General features: G+C 56.5%; 10 protein-coding genes and 2 pseudogenes. 6 read left to right on the top strand and 6 right to left on the bottom strand.

Features of this window, described 5'->3' with window-relative positions; genetic code table 11:
- Positions 1-152: 152 nt before the first annotated feature.
- The gene (locus tag TZ53_RS02320) at positions 153-2483 is read left to right on the top strand and encodes a GH92 family glycosyl hydrolase (protein ID WP_044660300.1); all 2331 of its coding nucleotides are present in this window, start codon (positions 153-155) and stop codon (positions 2481-2483) included.
- Positions 2484-2907: 424 nt separating this feature from the next.
- Here the strand turns inward: TZ53_RS02320 and TZ53_RS25895 are convergent.
- From TZ53_RS25895 to TZ53_RS26620, 5 genes and pseudogenes are all read right to left on the bottom strand, one after another.
- A pseudogene (locus tag TZ53_RS25895) lies at positions 2908-3340 on the bottom strand (IS110 family transposase); the annotation flags it as partial.
- Between the two features lie 292 nt (positions 3341-3632).
- Positions 3633-4529: a GDP-mannose 4,6-dehydratase gene (locus tag TZ53_RS02310; protein WP_172668296.1), complete on the bottom strand. Its 897-nt coding sequence runs from the start codon at positions 4527-4529 to the stop codon at positions 3633-3635.
- Positions 4530-4625: 96 nt separating this feature from the next.
- Positions 4626-5660: a GDP-mannose 4,6-dehydratase gene (gene gmd / locus TZ53_RS02305; protein ID WP_044660298.1), complete on the bottom strand. Its 1035-nt coding sequence runs from the start codon at positions 5658-5660 to the stop codon at positions 4626-4628.
- A 90-nt stretch (positions 5661-5750) separates the two neighbouring features.
- Positions 5751-6488: a hypothetical protein gene (locus TZ53_RS02300; RefSeq protein ID WP_044660297.1), complete on the bottom strand. Its 738-nt coding sequence runs from the start codon at positions 6486-6488 to the stop codon at positions 5751-5753.
- 230 nt (positions 6489-6718) lie between these two features.
- The gene (locus TZ53_RS26620) at positions 6719-7852 is read right to left on the bottom strand and encodes a hypothetical protein (protein ID WP_157009767.1); all 1134 of its coding nucleotides are present in this window, start codon (positions 7850-7852) and stop codon (positions 6719-6721) included.
- 319 nt (positions 7853-8171) lie between these two features.
- On the opposite strand from TZ53_RS26620, the pseudogene TZ53_RS27435 reads away from it, so the two are divergent.
- A pseudogene (locus TZ53_RS27435) lies at positions 8172-8533 on the top strand (IS21 family transposase); the annotation flags it as partial.
- Between the two features lie 214 nt (positions 8534-8747).
- Here TZ53_RS27435 and TZ53_RS25510 read toward each other — a convergent pair.
- Positions 8748-10664: an FkbM family methyltransferase gene (locus tag TZ53_RS25510; RefSeq protein ID WP_052628074.1), complete on the bottom strand. Its 1917-nt coding sequence runs from the start codon at positions 10662-10664 to the stop codon at positions 8748-8750.
- An 875-nt stretch (positions 10665-11539) separates the two neighbouring features.
- Between TZ53_RS25510 and TZ53_RS02285 the strand changes: the two genes are divergently transcribed.
- The 4 genes from TZ53_RS02285 to TZ53_RS02275 all read left to right on the top strand — a co-directional run bounded on the left by TZ53_RS02285 (position 11540) and on the right by TZ53_RS02275 (position 17296).
- On the top strand, positions 11540-12466 hold the full coding sequence (locus TZ53_RS02285; RefSeq protein WP_238320107.1) for a glycosyltransferase: 927 nt from the start codon (positions 11540-11542) through the stop codon (positions 12464-12466).
- A gap of 129 nt (positions 12467-12595) precedes the next feature.
- A complete protein-coding gene (locus TZ53_RS26610) occupies positions 12596-12832 on the top strand; it encodes a hypothetical protein (protein ID WP_157009765.1) in 237 nt (78 codons plus the stop codon).
- Positions 12804-13382, top strand: coding sequence for a DUF4214 domain-containing protein (locus TZ53_RS25890; RefSeq protein ID WP_084694309.1), 579 nt, complete (start codon positions 12804-12806; stop codon positions 13380-13382). The genes TZ53_RS26610 and TZ53_RS25890 overlap by 29 nt, the downstream gene beginning before the upstream one ends.
- Positions 13382-17296: a glycosyltransferase gene (locus tag TZ53_RS02275; RefSeq protein ID WP_052628073.1), complete on the top strand. Its 3915-nt coding sequence runs from the start codon at positions 13382-13384 to the stop codon at positions 17294-17296. Before TZ53_RS25890 ends, TZ53_RS02275 begins: the two co-directional genes overlap by 1 nt.
- Positions 17297-17481: the final 185 nt, after the last annotated feature.

The raw sequence follows: 17481 nt of genomic DNA, 5'->3' as shown, positions 1-17481 counted from the left end.
TTTGTACAATGGGATGGCGGCTTTTCCATTGCCGACCGCTATCAGGGCGGGAAGAACAGGGCAGGGCGCGACGAACGCAACCCGATGATTTGGAGGCAATGGATCATGATCCGGCAAAACCCGTGCTTCAACCCCGTGTTGGTTGCCGCCCGATGAGGGCGCCGCTGCTCATCTGCGCGCTGCTGCTGACGGCTTCGGCCTGGCCCGTTGCTGCGCAGGCGCCTGCCGATCCGCTGGCCTTCGTCGATCCCCTGATCGGCACCGGCCCGGAAGGCCACACTTTCCCCGGAGCCTCCGCGCCTTTCGGCATGGTCCAGCTTTCGCCCGATACCGATACGACCTGCCAGGTGCGCGACTGCTATGCCCATGCGGCGGGCTACAGCTATCATGATCCGACGATCCAGGGATTCAGCCACACCCATTTCTCCGGCGCGGGCCATTCCGATCTGGGCGACATATTGGTGATGCCGCAGACGGGCGCCGTCCGGCTCGATCCGGGCGATCCGAAACAGGCGGGCTCCGGCTATCGCCAGCGCTTCTCACACGACAGCGAGACGGCCAGGCCCGGCTATTATGCGGTGACGCTGGCCGATAGCGGCATCCGGGCGGAGCTGACAGCGGGCGAGCGGGTGGGCATCCACCGCTATGCCTTTCTGGCGGGGCGGGAGGCGCATCTGCTGATCGACCTGCGCTCCTCTCTTTACGATTATCCGGGCAAGATCCTCTGGTCCGGTCTGCACCTCCACCCGGACGGCACGCTGACGGGCTTTCGCGAGACGCGGGGATGGGCGGCAGGCCGCAAGCTGTTCTTTGCCATGCGTTTTTCCGCACCCCTGAAGGATCATGCCTTCATCGACCGGGACCAGGCGGTTCCCTATAAAGGCTTCCAGGCGCCGGGGCGGGGCAGCGACGCGCTGGCCGAGAAGCTGGGCAAGGCGCTGGAGGCAAGGCTCGACTTCGGCAGGCTCGATGGCCCGTTGGAGGTCCAGGTCGCGCTTTCAGGGGTGGACGAGGGCGGGGCCATCGCCAATCTCGATGCCGAAGGCGCCGGCTTCGACACCGTCCGGAGGAGGACCGAGGATGCATGGCGGCAGGCGCTCGGGCGGCTGGAGATGGATGCGCCGGAGCCGATGCTGAGGAATCTCTACACCGCGCTCTACCATACGCTGCTGGCGCCCAGCATCTGGAGCGACGTCGACGGCCGCTATCGGGGGCCGGACGATCAGGTTCATGCGGCGAAGGATTTCACCTTTCGCTCGACCTTCTCGCTCTGGGATACCTTCCGCGCTGAACATCCCCTGCTGACGCTGGTCCAGCCGGAAAGGACGACCTCCGACGTCGTCAACTCGCTGATCGCCAGCCGGGAACACAGCCCGCACGGCATATTGCCGGTCTGGCAGTTCGCCGGGCGGGAGACATGGACGATGATCGGCTATCATGCGGTGCCGGTGATCGCGGACGCCTATCTGAAGGGCTTCAGGGGATTTGATCCGGACAAGGCGCTGGCCGCCATGGTCGCTAGCGCGGATTACGCGCCCTATGGCGGGCTGGGCGACTATATGAAGCTGGGCTATGTGCCCATCGACCGGGAACCGGAGGCGGCGTCGAAGACGGTCGAATATGCCTATGACGACTGGGCGATCGGCCGCATGGCGCAGGCCATGGGGCGCGGCGATGTGGCGAAGCGCTTCCTCGCCCGGTCGTCCAGCTGGCGCAACGGCTTCGACGTCGGGAGCGGCTGGCTGCGGGCGCGCAAGGCCGATGGCAGCTTCCGCACGCCGTTCGATCCGGCCGCGATCAACTATGGTTCGGATTATACGGAGGGCAATGCCTGGCAATATAGCTGGTTCGTGCCGCAGGATCAGGCGGGGCTGTTCCGCTTGCTGGGCGGCGACGCCAGGGCGATCGCGAAGCTCGACGCCATGTTCGACTATGATGTGTCGAAGCTCGACTACAGCCATGCGGAGGATATTGCCGGGCTGATCGGGCAATATATCCATGGCAACGAACCCAGCCATCATGTCGCCTATCTCTATGCTTATGCGGGCGCGCCCTGGCGGACGCAGGCGCGGCTGAAGCAGATCGTCGAGAGCCAGTACAAGCCGACACCCGACGGACTGTCGGGCAATGACGATCTGGGGCAGATGTCGGCCTGGCTGCTGTTCACGGCGCTGGGCTTCTATCCCGTGACGCCGGGATCGAACCAATATGTCGTCGGTCGCCCCTTCGTCCGCCGCGCGGTATTGACGCTTCCCCACGGCAAGCGCTTCACGGTGGAGGCGGAAAATCTGTCCGCCGCCAATGTTTATGTGGGTGCGGTCGAACTAAACGGACGGCCGCTGCGGCGAAGCTGGATCGCGGACGGGGAGATCCGCGAGGGCGGGACGTTGCGCTTCACCATGCAGGCAAAGCCGAACCGGGACTGGGGGAGGGGAGCGGGAACCCGGCCCTATTCGCTTTCTACCGCGCCGGCTGAGCGGTGATGGGCGTGGCAAGGATTGAACTTGTGATGCCTGCGATGTCAAGGCGGCGGTTGGTGGTGATTTTATCATTTGAAATCAGTTTCATAGCGAATCCGTTCGGCGCGGTTGCCCGGAATTTGCCTAATTCGCTCACAGTTAAATTCCCTTAAGGTTTCACAGTATCTTATATGGCTGCCTTAAAGCCTCAAATAGTTGATGTTCGCATCAGTTTCTAGCCTAAATGATAGCTGGAAGATGCGTGCACGGCTTAAGGCATTTTCTTTTTCATATTATACAAGGATGCTGCGGCTCGGGAGTCATCTTGACCGCATCATTAGCGGCGAGGGCCTACGCTTCATCTGGCCGCATCCGGCAGTGCCGATGGAGGGCTGTCAAAAGCATGCCGGCAAGGACTCGCGAGTTCCTTCAGCCGAGCCTAAGTCGGGCCATGCTTGAGCATGAAAGAGGTGATGTGCTGGCGATGAACCCGGAGCGTCTTCACCGCTGCGGTTCGCGCTCGAACGAGATCCCGCATCGCCTCATGGTTCCCGTCAGGAACCCAGACCGCCGTAAGCTCGCCGGCGCACAGCAATTTTGCCAAGCCAATCGCGTCGCGGCGGTTCGTCTTCACCTGGTCGCCAGATCTTCTGGGAATCAGCGGCGCCACGACCGCATTCATGTCCCATCGAACGAATCAGGCGATAGAGACCATAGCCGGTTGGCTCCGTTTCATAGCAGAATGTACGCACTCATGCTTGGCCGGTGAGCCGTTTACGACGCGGCGCATCGTCGCTTCGCTGGCGTCAAACTCGCCCAAATAACGTAGCTCGCCACATCGCACCGTTCGCGACCGCAATTGCGTTCCGCGCCTTTGTCATATCGATTCCAACGAAACTTCTGGAATGCTCCACGGCTCGTCCTCCTGCGACGACGATCGGCTCGGCCTCTCCGAGCAACTCTCGCCACCACAGTGTAGGGCGAGCCACCTTCAGCCAAAGGGCGGACATACGGTCTTACGTTTCATGTGCCCCCTTTTTGAGGGGGGCGAATTTACAGAAGTTGATTTTGCAATCTAAATCTGGTTCGATCGACACGAAGAGATTTGGACAGCAAGAACCAAGCGTCGTTAGTGACCATTCTACGCGAATTTAATGGAAGCGGCGAACTCTATTAGCCGCTTAGCATCCATTCCAGCGTATCATGCAATGTGTAAACCGGCCGCTGTTTAGTCATGTACTCGATTTTGCTCCGATCTCCCCACAGCATCTTAACTTCATTTTGGCGAACAAAGGCTGGATTGACCGTAACTTCGAAATCAAGACCTGAGATGTCTTTTATCATTGAGATCACATCCATTAGGGAATGAGGCTCCCCCGAGCAGATGTTGATAATATGACCAATGGCTTCGGGTTCAGCCAGCAAGGCTGAATAGGCCAACACGACATCACGTACGTCTGAAAAGTCACGCGCCACGTCCAGATTACCCAGTTCGATCGTGGCAGCCTTGCGGCGGACATGATCGACGATCTTGGGGATTACAAAATCGGTCGTCTGCCCAACACCGGTATAGTTGAAGGGCCGCGCGATGATGATTGGTAACCGATCTTCGTAAAGGCGGGCCACAAACTCCATCGCCAGCTTGCTGACTGCATAATCGTTGATGGGATCAGGAACTACGGTCTCATTTATCGCGCCGCTAACGCGATTACCGTAGATGTTGGCGCTGCTGGCGAGAAGCACTGCTTCAACGCCGCCGGCTGCGCTGATCGCTTCCAGCAGATTGCGCGTACCCACGATGTTGATGCGGTATATGTCCTCGACGATGCCATGGGATACGAACGCGATGGCAGCAAGATGCACCACCTTGTCGGGTCGCACCGTGGCGAAAATGTCCTTTAGAGCCTGAGCATCGGTCAGATCGCATGTGTGAGATGCTGTCAGACCCCCTACCGGAACCGTGATGGCACTGTGCGAGATACCGATGACTTCATGCCCCTGCTCCGCCAGCAATGCCGTCAGATGGCGACCAGTAAAGCCGTCTACCCCGGTAACCAATATTCTGCTCATAGCCATCTCACCATAGCTGATGATGCGACATTCTGGCGGTGGCACACGCCGTCGGCTGGCACGTTCCCTGTCATCACCTTACCTTCCCTCGGGAGATCAGAAAGATGCGTTTACACTGTTTCGCACCATGTCGGCATCGACCATCATCTTGCAAAGTTGCTCCAGCGTGGTTTCGGGCTTCCAGCCCAGCTTCTTGGTCGCCTTTTCGGGATTGCCGATAAGGAGATCGACCTCAGCGGGACGATAAAAGCGCGGATTGACCCGCATCACCGTCTTGCCGGTGGCGGTATCGATCGCGACTTCATTATCCTCCTTGCCCGAAAACTCGACGTCGATGTCAGCCGCCTTGAAAGCCATCTTCACAAAATCGCGGACAGTTTCGGTGCGGTTGGTCGCCAGAACATAGGTGTCGGGTTCATCCGCCTGGAGCATACGCCACATGCCTTCGACATATTCTTTTGCAAAGCCCCAGTCGCGCTTGGGATCGAGATTGCCTAGTTCAAGGCAGTCAAGCTTGCCTAGCTTCACCTTGGCGACGCCGTCCGTGATCTTGCGGGTCACGAACTCTCGGCCGCGCAGCGGACTCTCATGGTTGAACAGAATGCCGCTGCAGCCGAAAATATCATAGCTTTCCCGGTAGTTAACCGTGATCCAGTGGGCGTAGAGCTTGGCAACGCCATAGGGGCTGCGCGGATAGAATGGAGTGTCCTCGACCTGAGGAACCGCCTGCACCTTGCCGAACATTTCCGACGTGCTCGCCTGATAGAAGCGGATTTTGGGATCGACGATCCGGATCGCTTCTAGCAGGTTGAGCGGCCCGACACCGGTGATCTCGGCCGTCGTGACGGGCTGGTCGAAGGACACGCCGACAAAGCTCTGCGCAGCAAGGTTGTAGACTTCGGTGGCGCCAGAGGTCTGCAGAAGGCGAATGCTGGACGACAAGTCGGTCAAGTCATATTCCACCAGCGTCAGATTGGGGTGATTGGTAATGCCAACTTCCTCGATCCGCCAGAAGTTCACCGAACTCGTCCTGCGATATGTGCCGTAAACCTTGTATCCTTTGCCCAGAAGCAATTCAGCCAGATACGCTCCGTCCTGCCCGGAAATTCCAGTTACTATCGCAGTCTTCATACTTCCCCTCATGTGGCACAAAAAGCTGGCTCCAAGCCAGACAGCGAGATCCGTGCGGCTGTGTCGTCGATCCCCGCGCCAGATGCAACTCTAACGACAAAGCCTCGTCCAATTGCCTCGCGCTGAGGCGACGTCCAAATCTGTCTCGGGGACGCCATAACCCAGAGTATCAAAAAGTGTCTTGTGACGCTCGTAGATCCGCTGTGCATGGCGAGACGGCACAATGTCGCGCCACAAGCCAGGCTTCCCCTGCCAGCCGTGCTTATTGGGCAGCGCCTGAAAAACACGCAGATCATGCGTCACAAGCGCACGCTCTATGCTGCCGGGCGCCAGCTTCAGGCACTGAAAACTTTCATAGAACGCTTCGGCCCCTCTGACGACGCCCTCTTCATAACGGAACAGGATCGATGCCGGGTCGTGAAACCATTGATAAGAGGGCGACAGCAAGGTTTCGGCACCAAATCCCGTAGCATAGTGCAGGAATGCATCGGATGCAGGATCCTGCCCGACAAGATCGGACGGAATATCGGCATTGCCTTCTAACCAGCGCGATGTCGCCGGTTCATGCTGGATGAAGTGCATGACCGAGCACAAAATATCGAGCGGATGACGCAGCATTACAACGGGATGAAACCCGTTGTCCTTCAAGAATTTCTGGAAATTGGGCTCTCTGGGCCAATGGATTTGAATGCCAATCGCATCGGGCATGCCTCTAAAATCCAGATAATTATGCTGTGCGTCCTCCTCGATGCCCAACGCATCACACAACACCCGCCGAACCCAGCTATTGCCGCTCCTGGGCGCCGAAACGATGGCAAAGCGGGTCATGGCTGCCTTCTACAGCGCAAACATCGCTGACACCAGTCCCTTGCACATTCCGTCATCAGTGAAGACGTTCGAACTGTTGCGCAGAAGCTTGCCACGTACCTAAAGCGTTCCATCTTTGCGTTTTCGGGCCAACTGGATGAAATAGCGTAAATGGTGCCGACCTGCCCCCTGGCGGTCCCTCGGTCATAACGAGAGTCCTGCGGTCCATCGTGCCGAAGAATTAAAACCGCCTATGGGACTTTGGCAATGATGCCGAAGCAAGTGCTGGCATAACCCGCCACTGCCGACTTGATGTGTGCTGTGACAATTGATTGCCCCGCGTTGTCTCCTTCCGGCCAGTGAGAACCATAGGGGGGAATGTCGATAAAGCTATCCAGAGGCTTGTTTCCAACAAAAAAGTCAAGAGGAAATACTTCATATCCTCTATTTGTTAATTCCTCTGCCAATTGTACGAAATGCTTCTTTTGAAAAAGAACGCAATGAGGATTGTTATCAAGCGTCTCCTCATCATTATTAAAGTTAAATTCGGTCGTGTGTACCGATATGCCACCAGATCGTAATGTCTTCATTGTATTTATAACAAAATCGATCCCATGACGAGTTGATCCAAGATGTTCCATCGAGCATATGGACCAGCAAAAATCATATCCAACAAGATCTGATGGTATGGAATTCATATTAACAAATCGATGTTTGACAAGTTTATCGAAGACGGGTCGATCAACCAAATCTTTCTTAAACGAGGACTCAAGCGTAGAGCTGTGCTCGTTGCTATCGAGCCATCCGGCAGATTTAGCGATTTCTGTCTCGAGGTCAGTCACTAGGGTGTCGACGCCCTGCGAAGCGAGATAACTGGCTATGGGCTCTTCTCCACAACCAAATCCGAGCGCCCTAGCCCCTGGCCGAAGTAGTCCGTGCTCATAAACCGCTTGCAGAACATAGGCATACTCCCACAGCTTCCTATGAAAAATAACTGGAAGCTTGAGTTCGCTCAGCCAATATGCCACCCAATCACTTTCAAGATCCTCTTGGGTTGAAGGCTTCCAATTTAATCCAATGCGCGCGCGTTCCAGCCCATTCCGTGTAGGCAGGTCTGCGGCGAGCTGGGTGGCCAACTGATATCCAAAATATTTCACAGTGTGCCGTAGCAAGGCATAATCTTCAGGCTGACTTGCGACAATACCTGGCGAGACGTTGTCCGAGAGCGCAATGTCCGTCCTCATCGACTGCGTCTGCAACGGGCCGTAGAAAGCGCGCCTAACCGATTCAATAACTGCTGGGAGGGCATCTGCCGCTACTGTGTTGTTGGAGAGATACGACGAAAGAATTTGAGCAACCAAGGCACTAGAATCAGTCTCAGCCATTCCATTTTCCACTACCAACTTCGAGAGCCACTCGATAGGGCCTTCGAACCGTCTGACAATAAGGAGTCTCTTGTTTTCGCGCGCATTTGCGAAGTTTCGATACCATTCACCCCAGGATGGACAGCAAGTCAAGGATAGAGAATTCCATCGCGGCTAGATTCTCATCGACCGAAACATGACCTCCATGTGCCCGGGGGGCGACAGTGATCACGGATATAAAATATGTCACTGAACCGCTCAGGGATTGCCGGAGGCCAGTTTTCTTAAATTAGGAGCCAGCAATGTCGTCCAGCATTGCGTAGTAGCGTTGCTCGGCTTCAACCGGTGGAATGTTTCCGATTGGCCCGTCAGCCTGCGGATCTATCCCGATCGCTTCCTAGTCCTGGCGGACGGACAGGTGCTATGCGAGCATCAGTGCATCATCGACCGATCCAATGACGGGCCGGGGCACACCGTTTATGACTGGCGCCACTATCTGGCGGTGGTCCAGCGCAAAATCGGCGCGCCCCGTTCGTAGAACTGCCCGAAGCCTTCCAACGGTTGCAGCGGCATCTGCTGCGCAATCACGGCGGCGACAGGAAGATAGTCGAGATTCTGGCGCTGGTCCTGCACCATGACGAGCAAGCGGTACTGACCGCCGTCGCCATGGCAGTAGACGCGGGCGTTCCGACCAAGACCCATACATGACCGCACCCGACCCGTTCGCCATTGGAACGAAACCCATTGCAGCCGGGGAGTATCCGTATATGGAACTGGCAGCCCGCACGATCTTCTTTCTCCGCCTGATCAGAGCCTCGTCGCGTCTTCATCGGACTGCGAAGTATTAGCAGGCTTTTCAGATCGACGTCACAATCATAATCCTTTGATTGGCATCATATTTTACGCGATAATGGCGTCAATCCCGTTCAGCGCGCTGGGCGCGAATCTCTTCGACAAGCGCGGCTAACTGCGCACTCAATTCCGCAAACCTGTTGTTGAGATCAGCGATCTCCGTCGGGACCGAGCTTACGACGTTGGCGATGGCGCAAATCTGCCGTTCGCGGGCGTTGCTTCCTGTTGCACCGGTCAAGAGGCGATAGATTGGGCCAAGCACCGGGGATTTTGCCAGGCGATAGCGTAAGATTGCTGCATCAAGACCGGGTAACACCGCCGCTACTCGGCGACCTTCTCCCGAATCGCGCATTTCCATCAGGACAGAAAGTTTGGGCCAGCCTGAGCGCAGGCGCGACAGATAGTGACGGGCACCTTCGGAGTCCGGTTCCCTTTCAAGAACTGTCTTGTAGGCAGAGCGTATGAATTCAGCACCATCGCGCGCCAGCAAATCCGTAACGTTCACTGCTCGCATTGCCTCATGCGCCTCAACAACTCCCTCCCCTTGATCAAAGAGCAAGCTTGCCTTCCATTCGTCTACGGCCTTTGCGTGGGCAAGGAGGTGCTCATCGACTGATCTGCCAGTCAGCTTGGCGAGCCTTAGTGCCAGCCGGCCCGGCCAACCGGGGATTGTTTTCGGCGAGGCATTTAGCAACTCCACCGCACGCCAAAGTTGCGCTTCACGCCAATCAATCTGATCCTTAAACCTATCGACTTCAGCTTGCAGCCTTCCGGAGTGCGAGATTGCTTGATCATTAGCCGCGGCCAATGCGGCCTCAAGTACTGCTATTTGCCTATCACTGACATCAAGCGCATCGCCCAGCTGTCCAATTTCATGCTTGAGGTCCGCCTGTTGCTCAATGGCCTGCGCCAGCTCCGTTTGGTGCGCCTGTTGCTGGGCTTCAATGCGTCCCTGCAACAGACCAAGCTCGAGCAACGTCGCCGCTAGCTTCTCTTCCTTCGCCTCAAGAGCCCTTCGGACATCGGATAACGCATTTTCTCCAGCCGTTGCCCGCGCTTCCAGTGCGGACGCGACTTTTTCAAGAGTATCGCTGTGTGTCGCCTTAAGGTCAGCGACCCAGGCCGCGTGCGCAACAGCGTCGGATTCAATCTGGCCCTTGAATGCAGCCGCTTCCAACTTGGCTTGATCGCGAGCTTCGGCAAGTGCATGTGCTTCCTGCCGCAAGGTCGTGACTTCACGTTCGGCGCTGTCAAGTGCCGCAACGTTTTCGGCCACTAACGCCCGGGCCATGAAATGAGTCGAAGTAATGTTAATGTCGTCGAAAATATTGGGACTTAACGCTAGGTGCTCAGCCCGGTTTACGCACGATTCATGAACAAAATAGCGGCTCAGGCCGTCAAACAGCACATCGCGATAGCCGCGGCTTGCGACCAGATCGCGCCATTTAGCATCAGTACGATCCTGTGTTAATGGCGCTGTTGCTTCTATCACCAGAACTTGCGGTCGGGTTGGGTGAGCTCCCCAACTAGCGAGCACGTCCGATTCCATGCCTTCAACATCGATCTTCATCCAGTGCACTTGGTCAGTGCCCATTTGTTCGAAGATCTCGGCAAGGGAGATGGTTGGGACTATGATCTCTCGACAGGGCCATCCCGCTTGAGCATGACGTGCGGCGATATCTGCGCACCCTGTCGAAAGCCCGGTGTCATCAATATTCCAGAAGTGGAGCGATCCTGGCGTCGTACTCACAGCTGCCATGATCACAGTTTCGTCCGGACGGGCATTCCGCATGGCTTCTGCATAGGTAGGAGAGGCATCGACATGAATGCCGCGCCAACCGAGCTGGTAAAAAGCCAAGCTGACGGAGTCCAGCACAGGATCCTGAGATCCAATATCGAGGTACCGCCCGCACTCAACATCAGAGAATGCGCGCCACAGCCGGACATCCTCGAAATTCTGAGCGTAGCTGGTGAAACTCATACCTTTATCACTCCGCAACCGAACTGCCAGCGCACTCCTGCGCAAGGTGAATTTGTATCCCCCTCATACGCATCGCCTGTATCCCAAATGAAGAACACTCTCGCGATCCGGCACGCCGGCCATCTAAGACATCTGCAGCGCCCACCTTCCTCGAATCGGGGAGCCACGCAAGCTGCAAAGCAGTCGCCCCGGTCGATTGACGCCAGTGTGATCCGGGTATCGGGATATCGTGGCTGTGCCCACATCACATAGCGGATTTCGCTCAAAGTACTTGACAATGCAAGGTTACATGTCTCCGCTCCAGGTTTGACCAGCGAGCGGCCCTTGGCAGGAAGCGTTCTAGAAGTTGCCCAAGCTACCCGACGATGCTCGCCGATCTGCTTTTTAGGATTTGAGCAAGATCGACTCCGGTTGGAGTCTTGTCAGGACGTCTTTCTGCAAGCTATCACCCTCCCTTGTTGTTTTTGTCCGCTCTTTACCGGTTTGATCTCAGGATTATGCGCTTCCCCAAATTCTTCCGCTTCCTACGGCCATCAAAAAGTAGACCTTTCCTTGACCTACTCCCCGACCGAATTGAGCAAGCCCTTAGCAATGTACCGCTTAGGAGCCTAGTTACAAGGCTGCGCCGTAGAAGGCACGACAGAACATTAAATTCCACGTCCGAGAGGCCACGGCGGCACATTTTTGTCGACGTGTCGGTGATTAGCGAGAGTGACGCAGGGACGGGCATCCAGCGTGTCGTTCGCTCCCTCGCCCTTGAATTAGCGTTGCGCACACTTGACGAGTGGGACATCCGCTTCGTCTCTGCCTCCAGGCATCGCCCCTATCGATTGATAGCTTGGCCGGACAGAGCCTCGGGCGGTAATGGGAATGAAATGAGAGCAGAGCATGGCGATATTTTTGTTGGGCTCGACTTTTCCCTTGACGCTATCCGCGGCAATCGGGGTCAACTCAAGCGCTTTCAGCGCGACGGTGGAAGGCTTTGGTTTCTTGTTTACGATCTTCTGCCGCTGAATCGGCCGGATTGGTTCTCCCGGAATATGGTCATCCGCTACAGGTCCTGGCTCGGCATCCTCGCGGGCGCTGCTGACGGTTTTCTTTGCATTTCCGAGCAAACGCGCGTTGAACTGGCGGAAGCGCTGGCAAGGGAATTTGGCCTTGTTCAAGGTTACGATGCGGCAGTCTTACCTATGGGTTACAGCATTCAGGATTCAGGTGCTTCGCCTCAAGCGCCGAAAAAAGTACGCGTTCCGCCACGGATTGACCTCACCCAGCCATTCGTCCTAATGGTGGGGACTGTTGAACCACGCAAAGGTCATGTCGATATCATCGAGGCTTTCGACCGGCTTTGGGATGGGGGCGTCGAGGAGCGTCTCGTCCTCGTCGGCCGCAAAGGTTGGCACGTTCAAGCGCTATGCGAGAGAATCGTCAATCACATCGAGTTTGGCAACAAACTGTTCTGGTTTGATGACGTCGACGATCTGGAGCTTTCCCAATTCTACGAGGCTTGTAATGGGGTGATTATCGCTTCCTATGCGGAAGGTTTCGGTCTCCCCCTGCTCGAGGCACTCGGTTATGGAAAACCTGTCTTGGCGCGCGATATTCCTATCTTTCACACCTTTGCGGCAAACGGCGTCTATTACTTTCCCGCAAACGCGGATCACTCAACGCTCGCTCGATCTATCCGTGCCTGGGTTCACGGAATTCGTGCGGGCAAAATCGAAATCATCGCACCTCGGTCAAGCTGGTCCGAATCAGCCAGCACCCTAATTAGCGCCGTGTCGAGGGAGCCCACGCTCTAACACACACGCAAGTCGAATGCTCAAACCGTCCGAACATCATTTTGTCCTGGGCTGGCGCGAGTTGCCTTCGCCGCTACGCTCATTTAAGCACCCGGCATGGTCTGCTACAAGTCTGGTCAAGGGGAATTCATGAAGCGTCATATTCCGATCCTGCTTGGCGCTGCACTGCTGCTGGGCGCGTACTCGACGCCTCTTTCAAGCTGGCCGGCTGACCTCAAGCTATTGCGCACGTCGGCTGAAGGCAAGCAACTCGGATTGTCTGTTGTCGAAGTAGACAGCTTAGCTGCGACCCCTCCAGTTCAGGCGGACGAAGAGGGCAATCTCCCCGAGCATATGGATGTTCTTGCAAAGGAGAAGAGAGATTAATAGTTCAGCCGGAATCCCGCATGTAGAAAGTCTACATGAACTATTATCGCTGCCTAGTGCGCTTTTTCTTCGAACGGCTTACCAGCGGGTGCTTGGTCGTGACGCAGATGAGGCCGGCTTTCTTAATTATATGAAGGCTCTTTCCGAGGGCTATGGCAAAGATTCTATCCTCATCAGCTTGATGAATTCAGACGAAGCGCGACAATTAGCCAACGCGAATAAACGAGACGGCGCATCTGCCAATTTGGATGTGCTGTCGCGTGAACTTGCTCAACTATGTGAAGCGCATAACAAAAATGGGCTTGTGCATAGGTTTTTTCGCGGCTGGCGAAGTCGCGTGAAAAGAAAAGAATTAAATGCGCTTGAGTTCAAATTAGAAAGCATGTTTTTGTCAATGCTTGCCCAAGTAAAAAGCGAAACACTGCAGGAAATAACTTATCGCGCAGACCTCCATCATGAGGGCGGCAAACCTGCACACAGCAACTTGCGCACTGTCGAAGTCATTCAGGCACAAAGGCGGTCGGTCTCTCGCCCGGCGAGTGAAGCTTGATGCGCATCGCTATCGACCTTCAGGGCGCGCAGGGTGAAAATCGGCAGCGCGGCATCGGCAAGTATTCGCTGAATTTAGCCTTGGGGCTAGCCCGATTGCGCCGCGCGCATGAAGTCTATGTCGTGCTCAACGGCGGCCTTCCTGAATCGATCGGTGCGATTCGGGAAGCGTTTGAAGGCCTGTTGCCGCAAGATCATATCCTGGTGTGGAACGCCCCAATGCCGGTCGAAGGCGTCGACCCAGTCAATTTGAAACGAAGATATGAAGCAGAATTGCTTCGCGAGGCTTTTCTTGCCGCGCTCAATCCTGATTGGGTATTCATCGTTTCGCATTTTGAGGGACAGGGCGGCAACGCCGTGACAGGCGTGGGCTCGTGGCGGCGATTGCGCACCGCAGTGGTTCTCTACGATCTTATCCCCTGGATACACGCCGATCATTATCTCGCCGAACCGCAAACGAAGTCTTGGTATTACTCTAAGATTGACAGCTTGAGACGCGCCGATCTGCTGCTATCCATTTCAGCCTCCACGCGCACCGAGGCGATCGAGCACCTCGGCTTTGATGTTGCGGATGTCGTCAACATTTCCGCAGCGGTGGATTCCCATTTCACGCCGAAGCGCCCAACCAGTCAAGACATGCACAGATTGGCGGAGGTCTACAATCTGACTCGGCCTTTCGCCATGTATACAGGCGGGATCGACCATCGCAAGAACATCGAGGGCTTAATCAAGAGCTATGCCATGCTGCCGCCTGCCATTCGTGCGGCCCACCAGCTGGCGATTGTCTGCCACGTCAATGACGACTGGCGGTATATGCTGGCGGCCCTGATCGACAGCTTGGGCCTGGAAAAGCAACAAGTTGTCTTGACCGGTTATGTGTCAGACGCGGATCTGCACTTGCTCTACAACGCATGCCATCTGTTCGTCTTTCCAAGCTGGCACGAAGGCTTCGGCCTTCCGGTGCTCGAGGCGATGCAGTGCGGCAAGCCGGTCATCGCGGCCAACCTTACAAGCCTGCCGGAGGCCGTCGGTCGCGAGGACGCGTTATTTGATCCTTTCGATCTCTCTGACATGGCGGCCAAACTTGAACGCGGTTTGACGGACGATCCCTTTCGCCGCTCACTTGCTGAGCACGGCTTGCGACACAGCCAAAATTTCAGCTGGGACGCCACCGCACGGCGGGCCTGGGAAGCGCTCGAACAAGCCCGACCCGTCGTTCTGGCCCCTGAGAGAAGAAAGCGTTTGGCCTTTGTGTCGCCACTGCCCCCGGAGCGCAGCGGTATCGCAGATTACAGCGCCTCGCTCCTGATGGAGCTTACGCGCTGCTACGAGATCGATGTTTGCGTCGTAAATCCGAACGAAATGTCTGACGTCTACATCAGGGCAACGTGCGGCATTCTCTCGATCGATGAATTTCGCGCCTCAGCAGACAGATATGATCGCGTCCTCTATCATTTCGGTAACTCGGTATCGCACGCTCACATGTTTGATCTCCTGTCAGACATCCCCGGCGTGGTTGTTCTGCATGACTTTTATCTTTCCGCCATCCAGATGTGGAGCGAAGTGCACAATTTGCGCTTTGCGGCTATGACGCGCGCACTTCTGGCGGAACGTGGCTATCAGGCCGTGGCCGAACGGTTCGGACATACGAAGAAGACGTTCGATTTCGACGATTACCCCGCTTCTCTTCCGGTCATCCAAGATTCGCTCGGCGTCATCGTTCACAGCCAATTCAGTTGCCGACTCGCCGAAGAGTGGTATGGCGAGGCTTGCCGCGACAAGTTCACCATCGTGCCGTTCCTCTACAGGATTGGCGTTGAGCAAAGCGCGAGGCGCTCCGATGCGCGGAAGCAACTCGGCCTGTCAGCAGATGCGTTCGTCGTTTGCTCGTTCGGATACGTGACCGAAGCCAAGCTCGTCGCGCGGTTGATCGACGCCTGGGTTGCTTCCGGCTTGGCGGACCGCACCGACGCGCATTGTGTTTTCGTCGGCGACGCGCCCGGCGAATATGGTACTCGAACGAAAGAGTTTCTCGAAAAAACGTCGAGAGCGGCGCGCGTCAGGATCACCGGGTGGGTGGACGAGCATGAGTACCGTCTATGGCTCGCTGCCGCCGACGTAGCGGTACAATTGCGCAAGAATTCGCGCGGCGAGACGTCGGCTTCGATCTACGACTGCTTGGGTAGGGGGGTGCCTACCATCGTGAACGCGCACGGGTTCGCTGCGGAGCTCGATCCTAAGGCGGTCTGGATGCTGCCTGACAAATTCGGCGATAACGAATTGGTTGAAGCTCTCGAAACGCTCGCGGGTGACCCCGCTCGCCGGACTGAAATCGGCGCATATGCGCGCGAACTGATCACCTCGACCCATAATTCGCGGCGATGCGCTGAGCTGTATTTCGACGCCATAGAGAGTGCCTATGCGAGCGCTGAGCGTGACTTTTTAGGCTTCGCCACCAAGGTCGACAAGGGCGGCGACGTACTCTCGTCAGAGTTCGTTAGCGCGCTGGCCCAGAACAATCCCCTACAGCCGCGACGAAGGCTGTTGTTCGTCGATGTTTCGAGCGTAAAATCACACGAAGCGGGTGATCTGACCCATTCGGAGCGCGAATATCTAGTTCACCTGCTGCTGAACCCGCCGCAGGGTTTCAACGTGGAGCCGGTCTACGCAGGCAACGCTGGGAACTACATGTTCGCCAGGCAGTTCACACTGCGTTTGCTGGGATGCCCTGAAGGCGTCGGCTCCGACGAGATCGCCACGGCGTGCAGCGGCGACGTTTATCTCTCGCTGGGGCGAGCCGCCTTTGCGATGGATCCGCAGATCCGGTTCATCGAGCGACTGCGGCTGATGGGTGTGCCCCTCCTGTTTCTGCCGGTCGATGGCGCGAGCAATCCATCTCCAGCAGTCAAACGCGGCGGTAGAGACGCGGTGCTCGCCTATCTGATGCAGAGCGGCTTGTCACGAATGGCGGCTGACGAATTGTACGGCCGAATTGCGGCTGCTTGTTCGGACGCAGGCCGGTTGGCTCTCAGCTGGCTTCCGGTCGGAGCCAAGCTGCCGGAAGCGAAGGAGCCTTCCGAGGCTCGCACCTTTCTAAAGCCGTTGGTCAAACCTTTGGTCGAAGAGGTGCGCGCCACCCCAGTGGACGCAGCTGCCGACCGCGAAGCACGCAGCGATGTCTTATCAAACGATGCGAACCTATTTCATATCTGCATTCAGGACGACATGCAGCTGCCAAGCTCATTTTCGGAAATGATTGTCCGCAATGTTCAATCGCTTAAAGATGTGTATCCGGACTACCGCCACACGATTTACTCCGGGGAGGCGCTCCGCGATTTCATCCGCAACCACTACGATAATGAAATCTTGCGGACTTTCGACACGCTGCGCCCTTACGCGTACAAGGCTGATCTCGGACGCTATTGCCTGCTCCATACTTTTGGGGGCGTCTATTCGGACCTTAGTAACCGTTTCCTGCGGCCTATCCCACTCGGTGGAGACAAGGTCCTCGCGGCGTTCAGCGATACGAATGGCGGCCTTGGCGCGCCGTGGTCGGTCAACAACGGGATTATCGCGGCGAAGAAGAACTCCGCCGAGATGGAATTGCTCATTAAGAAAATAGTCGAACATGTTCATGCTAGGTTCTATGGGCGAAGTCCGCTCTCGCCGACGGGACCCGATTTGTTTGGGCGTGTTCTCGCTGAGTGCAATAATTCTCCGAATTATCTGATAGGGGATATGGCCTGCATCACGAGAACATTCTCGAAAAACATAACATTCGTTTTCCTTGAGCCGTCCGGAACTCTCGTTGCCGCCCGGATGAAGTCAGAAGGGGGCGACTCGCGCGCGCTCGGAATCGATTTCAACAACAATTACAACGACATTTGGAATAAGCGAGGCGTCTATGGTGAGTAGGTGGCGGATTCCGCCCGTCGCGGCGCTGCGTCCGCAGTAGGCGTGAACGTTTCGAAAACCCCGCTTCCAACCGGGCGGCCAGTTCCCGGATGCCACGGAGCGCGCCGACTTCGCTTCCATTTTCGAGCCATAAGCGGGATGACGGGCGCTTATTCGAACCCCCACGCCAATCCACGGTAATTTTG

The sequence above is a fragment of the Sphingobium sp. YBL2 genome, assembly GCF_000943805.1.
In the GTDB taxonomy this organism is placed as follows: Bacteria; Pseudomonadota; Alphaproteobacteria; order Sphingomonadales; family Sphingomonadaceae; genus Sphingobium; species Sphingobium fuliginis.
Note: the sequence above shows the minus strand (reverse complement) of the source record. Positions and strands in the feature narration are given on the sequence as shown.

What these genes read in the sequence shown, in the direction of transcription:
- TZ53_RS02320 (WP_044660300.1), top strand. Translation starts at nt 153, where the DNA reads ATGAGGGCGCCGCTGCTCATCTGCGCGCTGCTGCTGACGGCTTCGGCC.
- TZ53_RS02310 (WP_172668296.1), bottom strand. Translation starts at nt 4,529, where the DNA reads ATGAGCAGAATATTGGTTACCGGGGTAGACGGCTTTACTGGTCGCCAT.
- gmd (WP_044660298.1), bottom strand. Translation starts at nt 5,660, where the DNA reads ATGAAGACTGCGATAGTAACTGGAATTTCCGGGCAGGACGGAGCGTAT.
- TZ53_RS02300 (WP_044660297.1), bottom strand. Translation starts at nt 6,488, where the DNA reads ATGACCCGCTTTGCCATCGTTTCGGCGCCCAGGAGCGGCAATAGCTGG.
- TZ53_RS26620 (WP_157009767.1), bottom strand. Translation starts at nt 7,852, where the DNA reads ATGGCTGAGACTGATTCTAGTGCCTTGGTTGCTCAAATTCTTTCGTCG.
- TZ53_RS25510 (WP_052628074.1), bottom strand. Translation starts at nt 10,664, where the DNA reads ATGAGTTTCACCAGCTACGCTCAGAATTTCGAGGATGTCCGGCTGTGG.
- TZ53_RS02285 (WP_238320107.1), top strand. Translation starts at nt 11,540, where the DNA reads ATGAGAGCAGAGCATGGCGATATTTTTGTTGGGCTCGACTTTTCCCTT.
- TZ53_RS26610 (WP_157009765.1), top strand. Translation starts at nt 12,596, where the DNA reads ATGAAGCGTCATATTCCGATCCTGCTTGGCGCTGCACTGCTGCTGGGC.
- TZ53_RS25890 (WP_084694309.1), top strand. Translation starts at nt 12,804, where the DNA reads ATGTTCTTGCAAAGGAGAAGAGAGATTAATAGTTCAGCCGGAATCCCG.
- TZ53_RS02275 (WP_052628073.1), top strand. Translation starts at nt 13,382, where the DNA reads ATGCGCATCGCTATCGACCTTCAGGGCGCGCAGGGTGAAAATCGGCAG.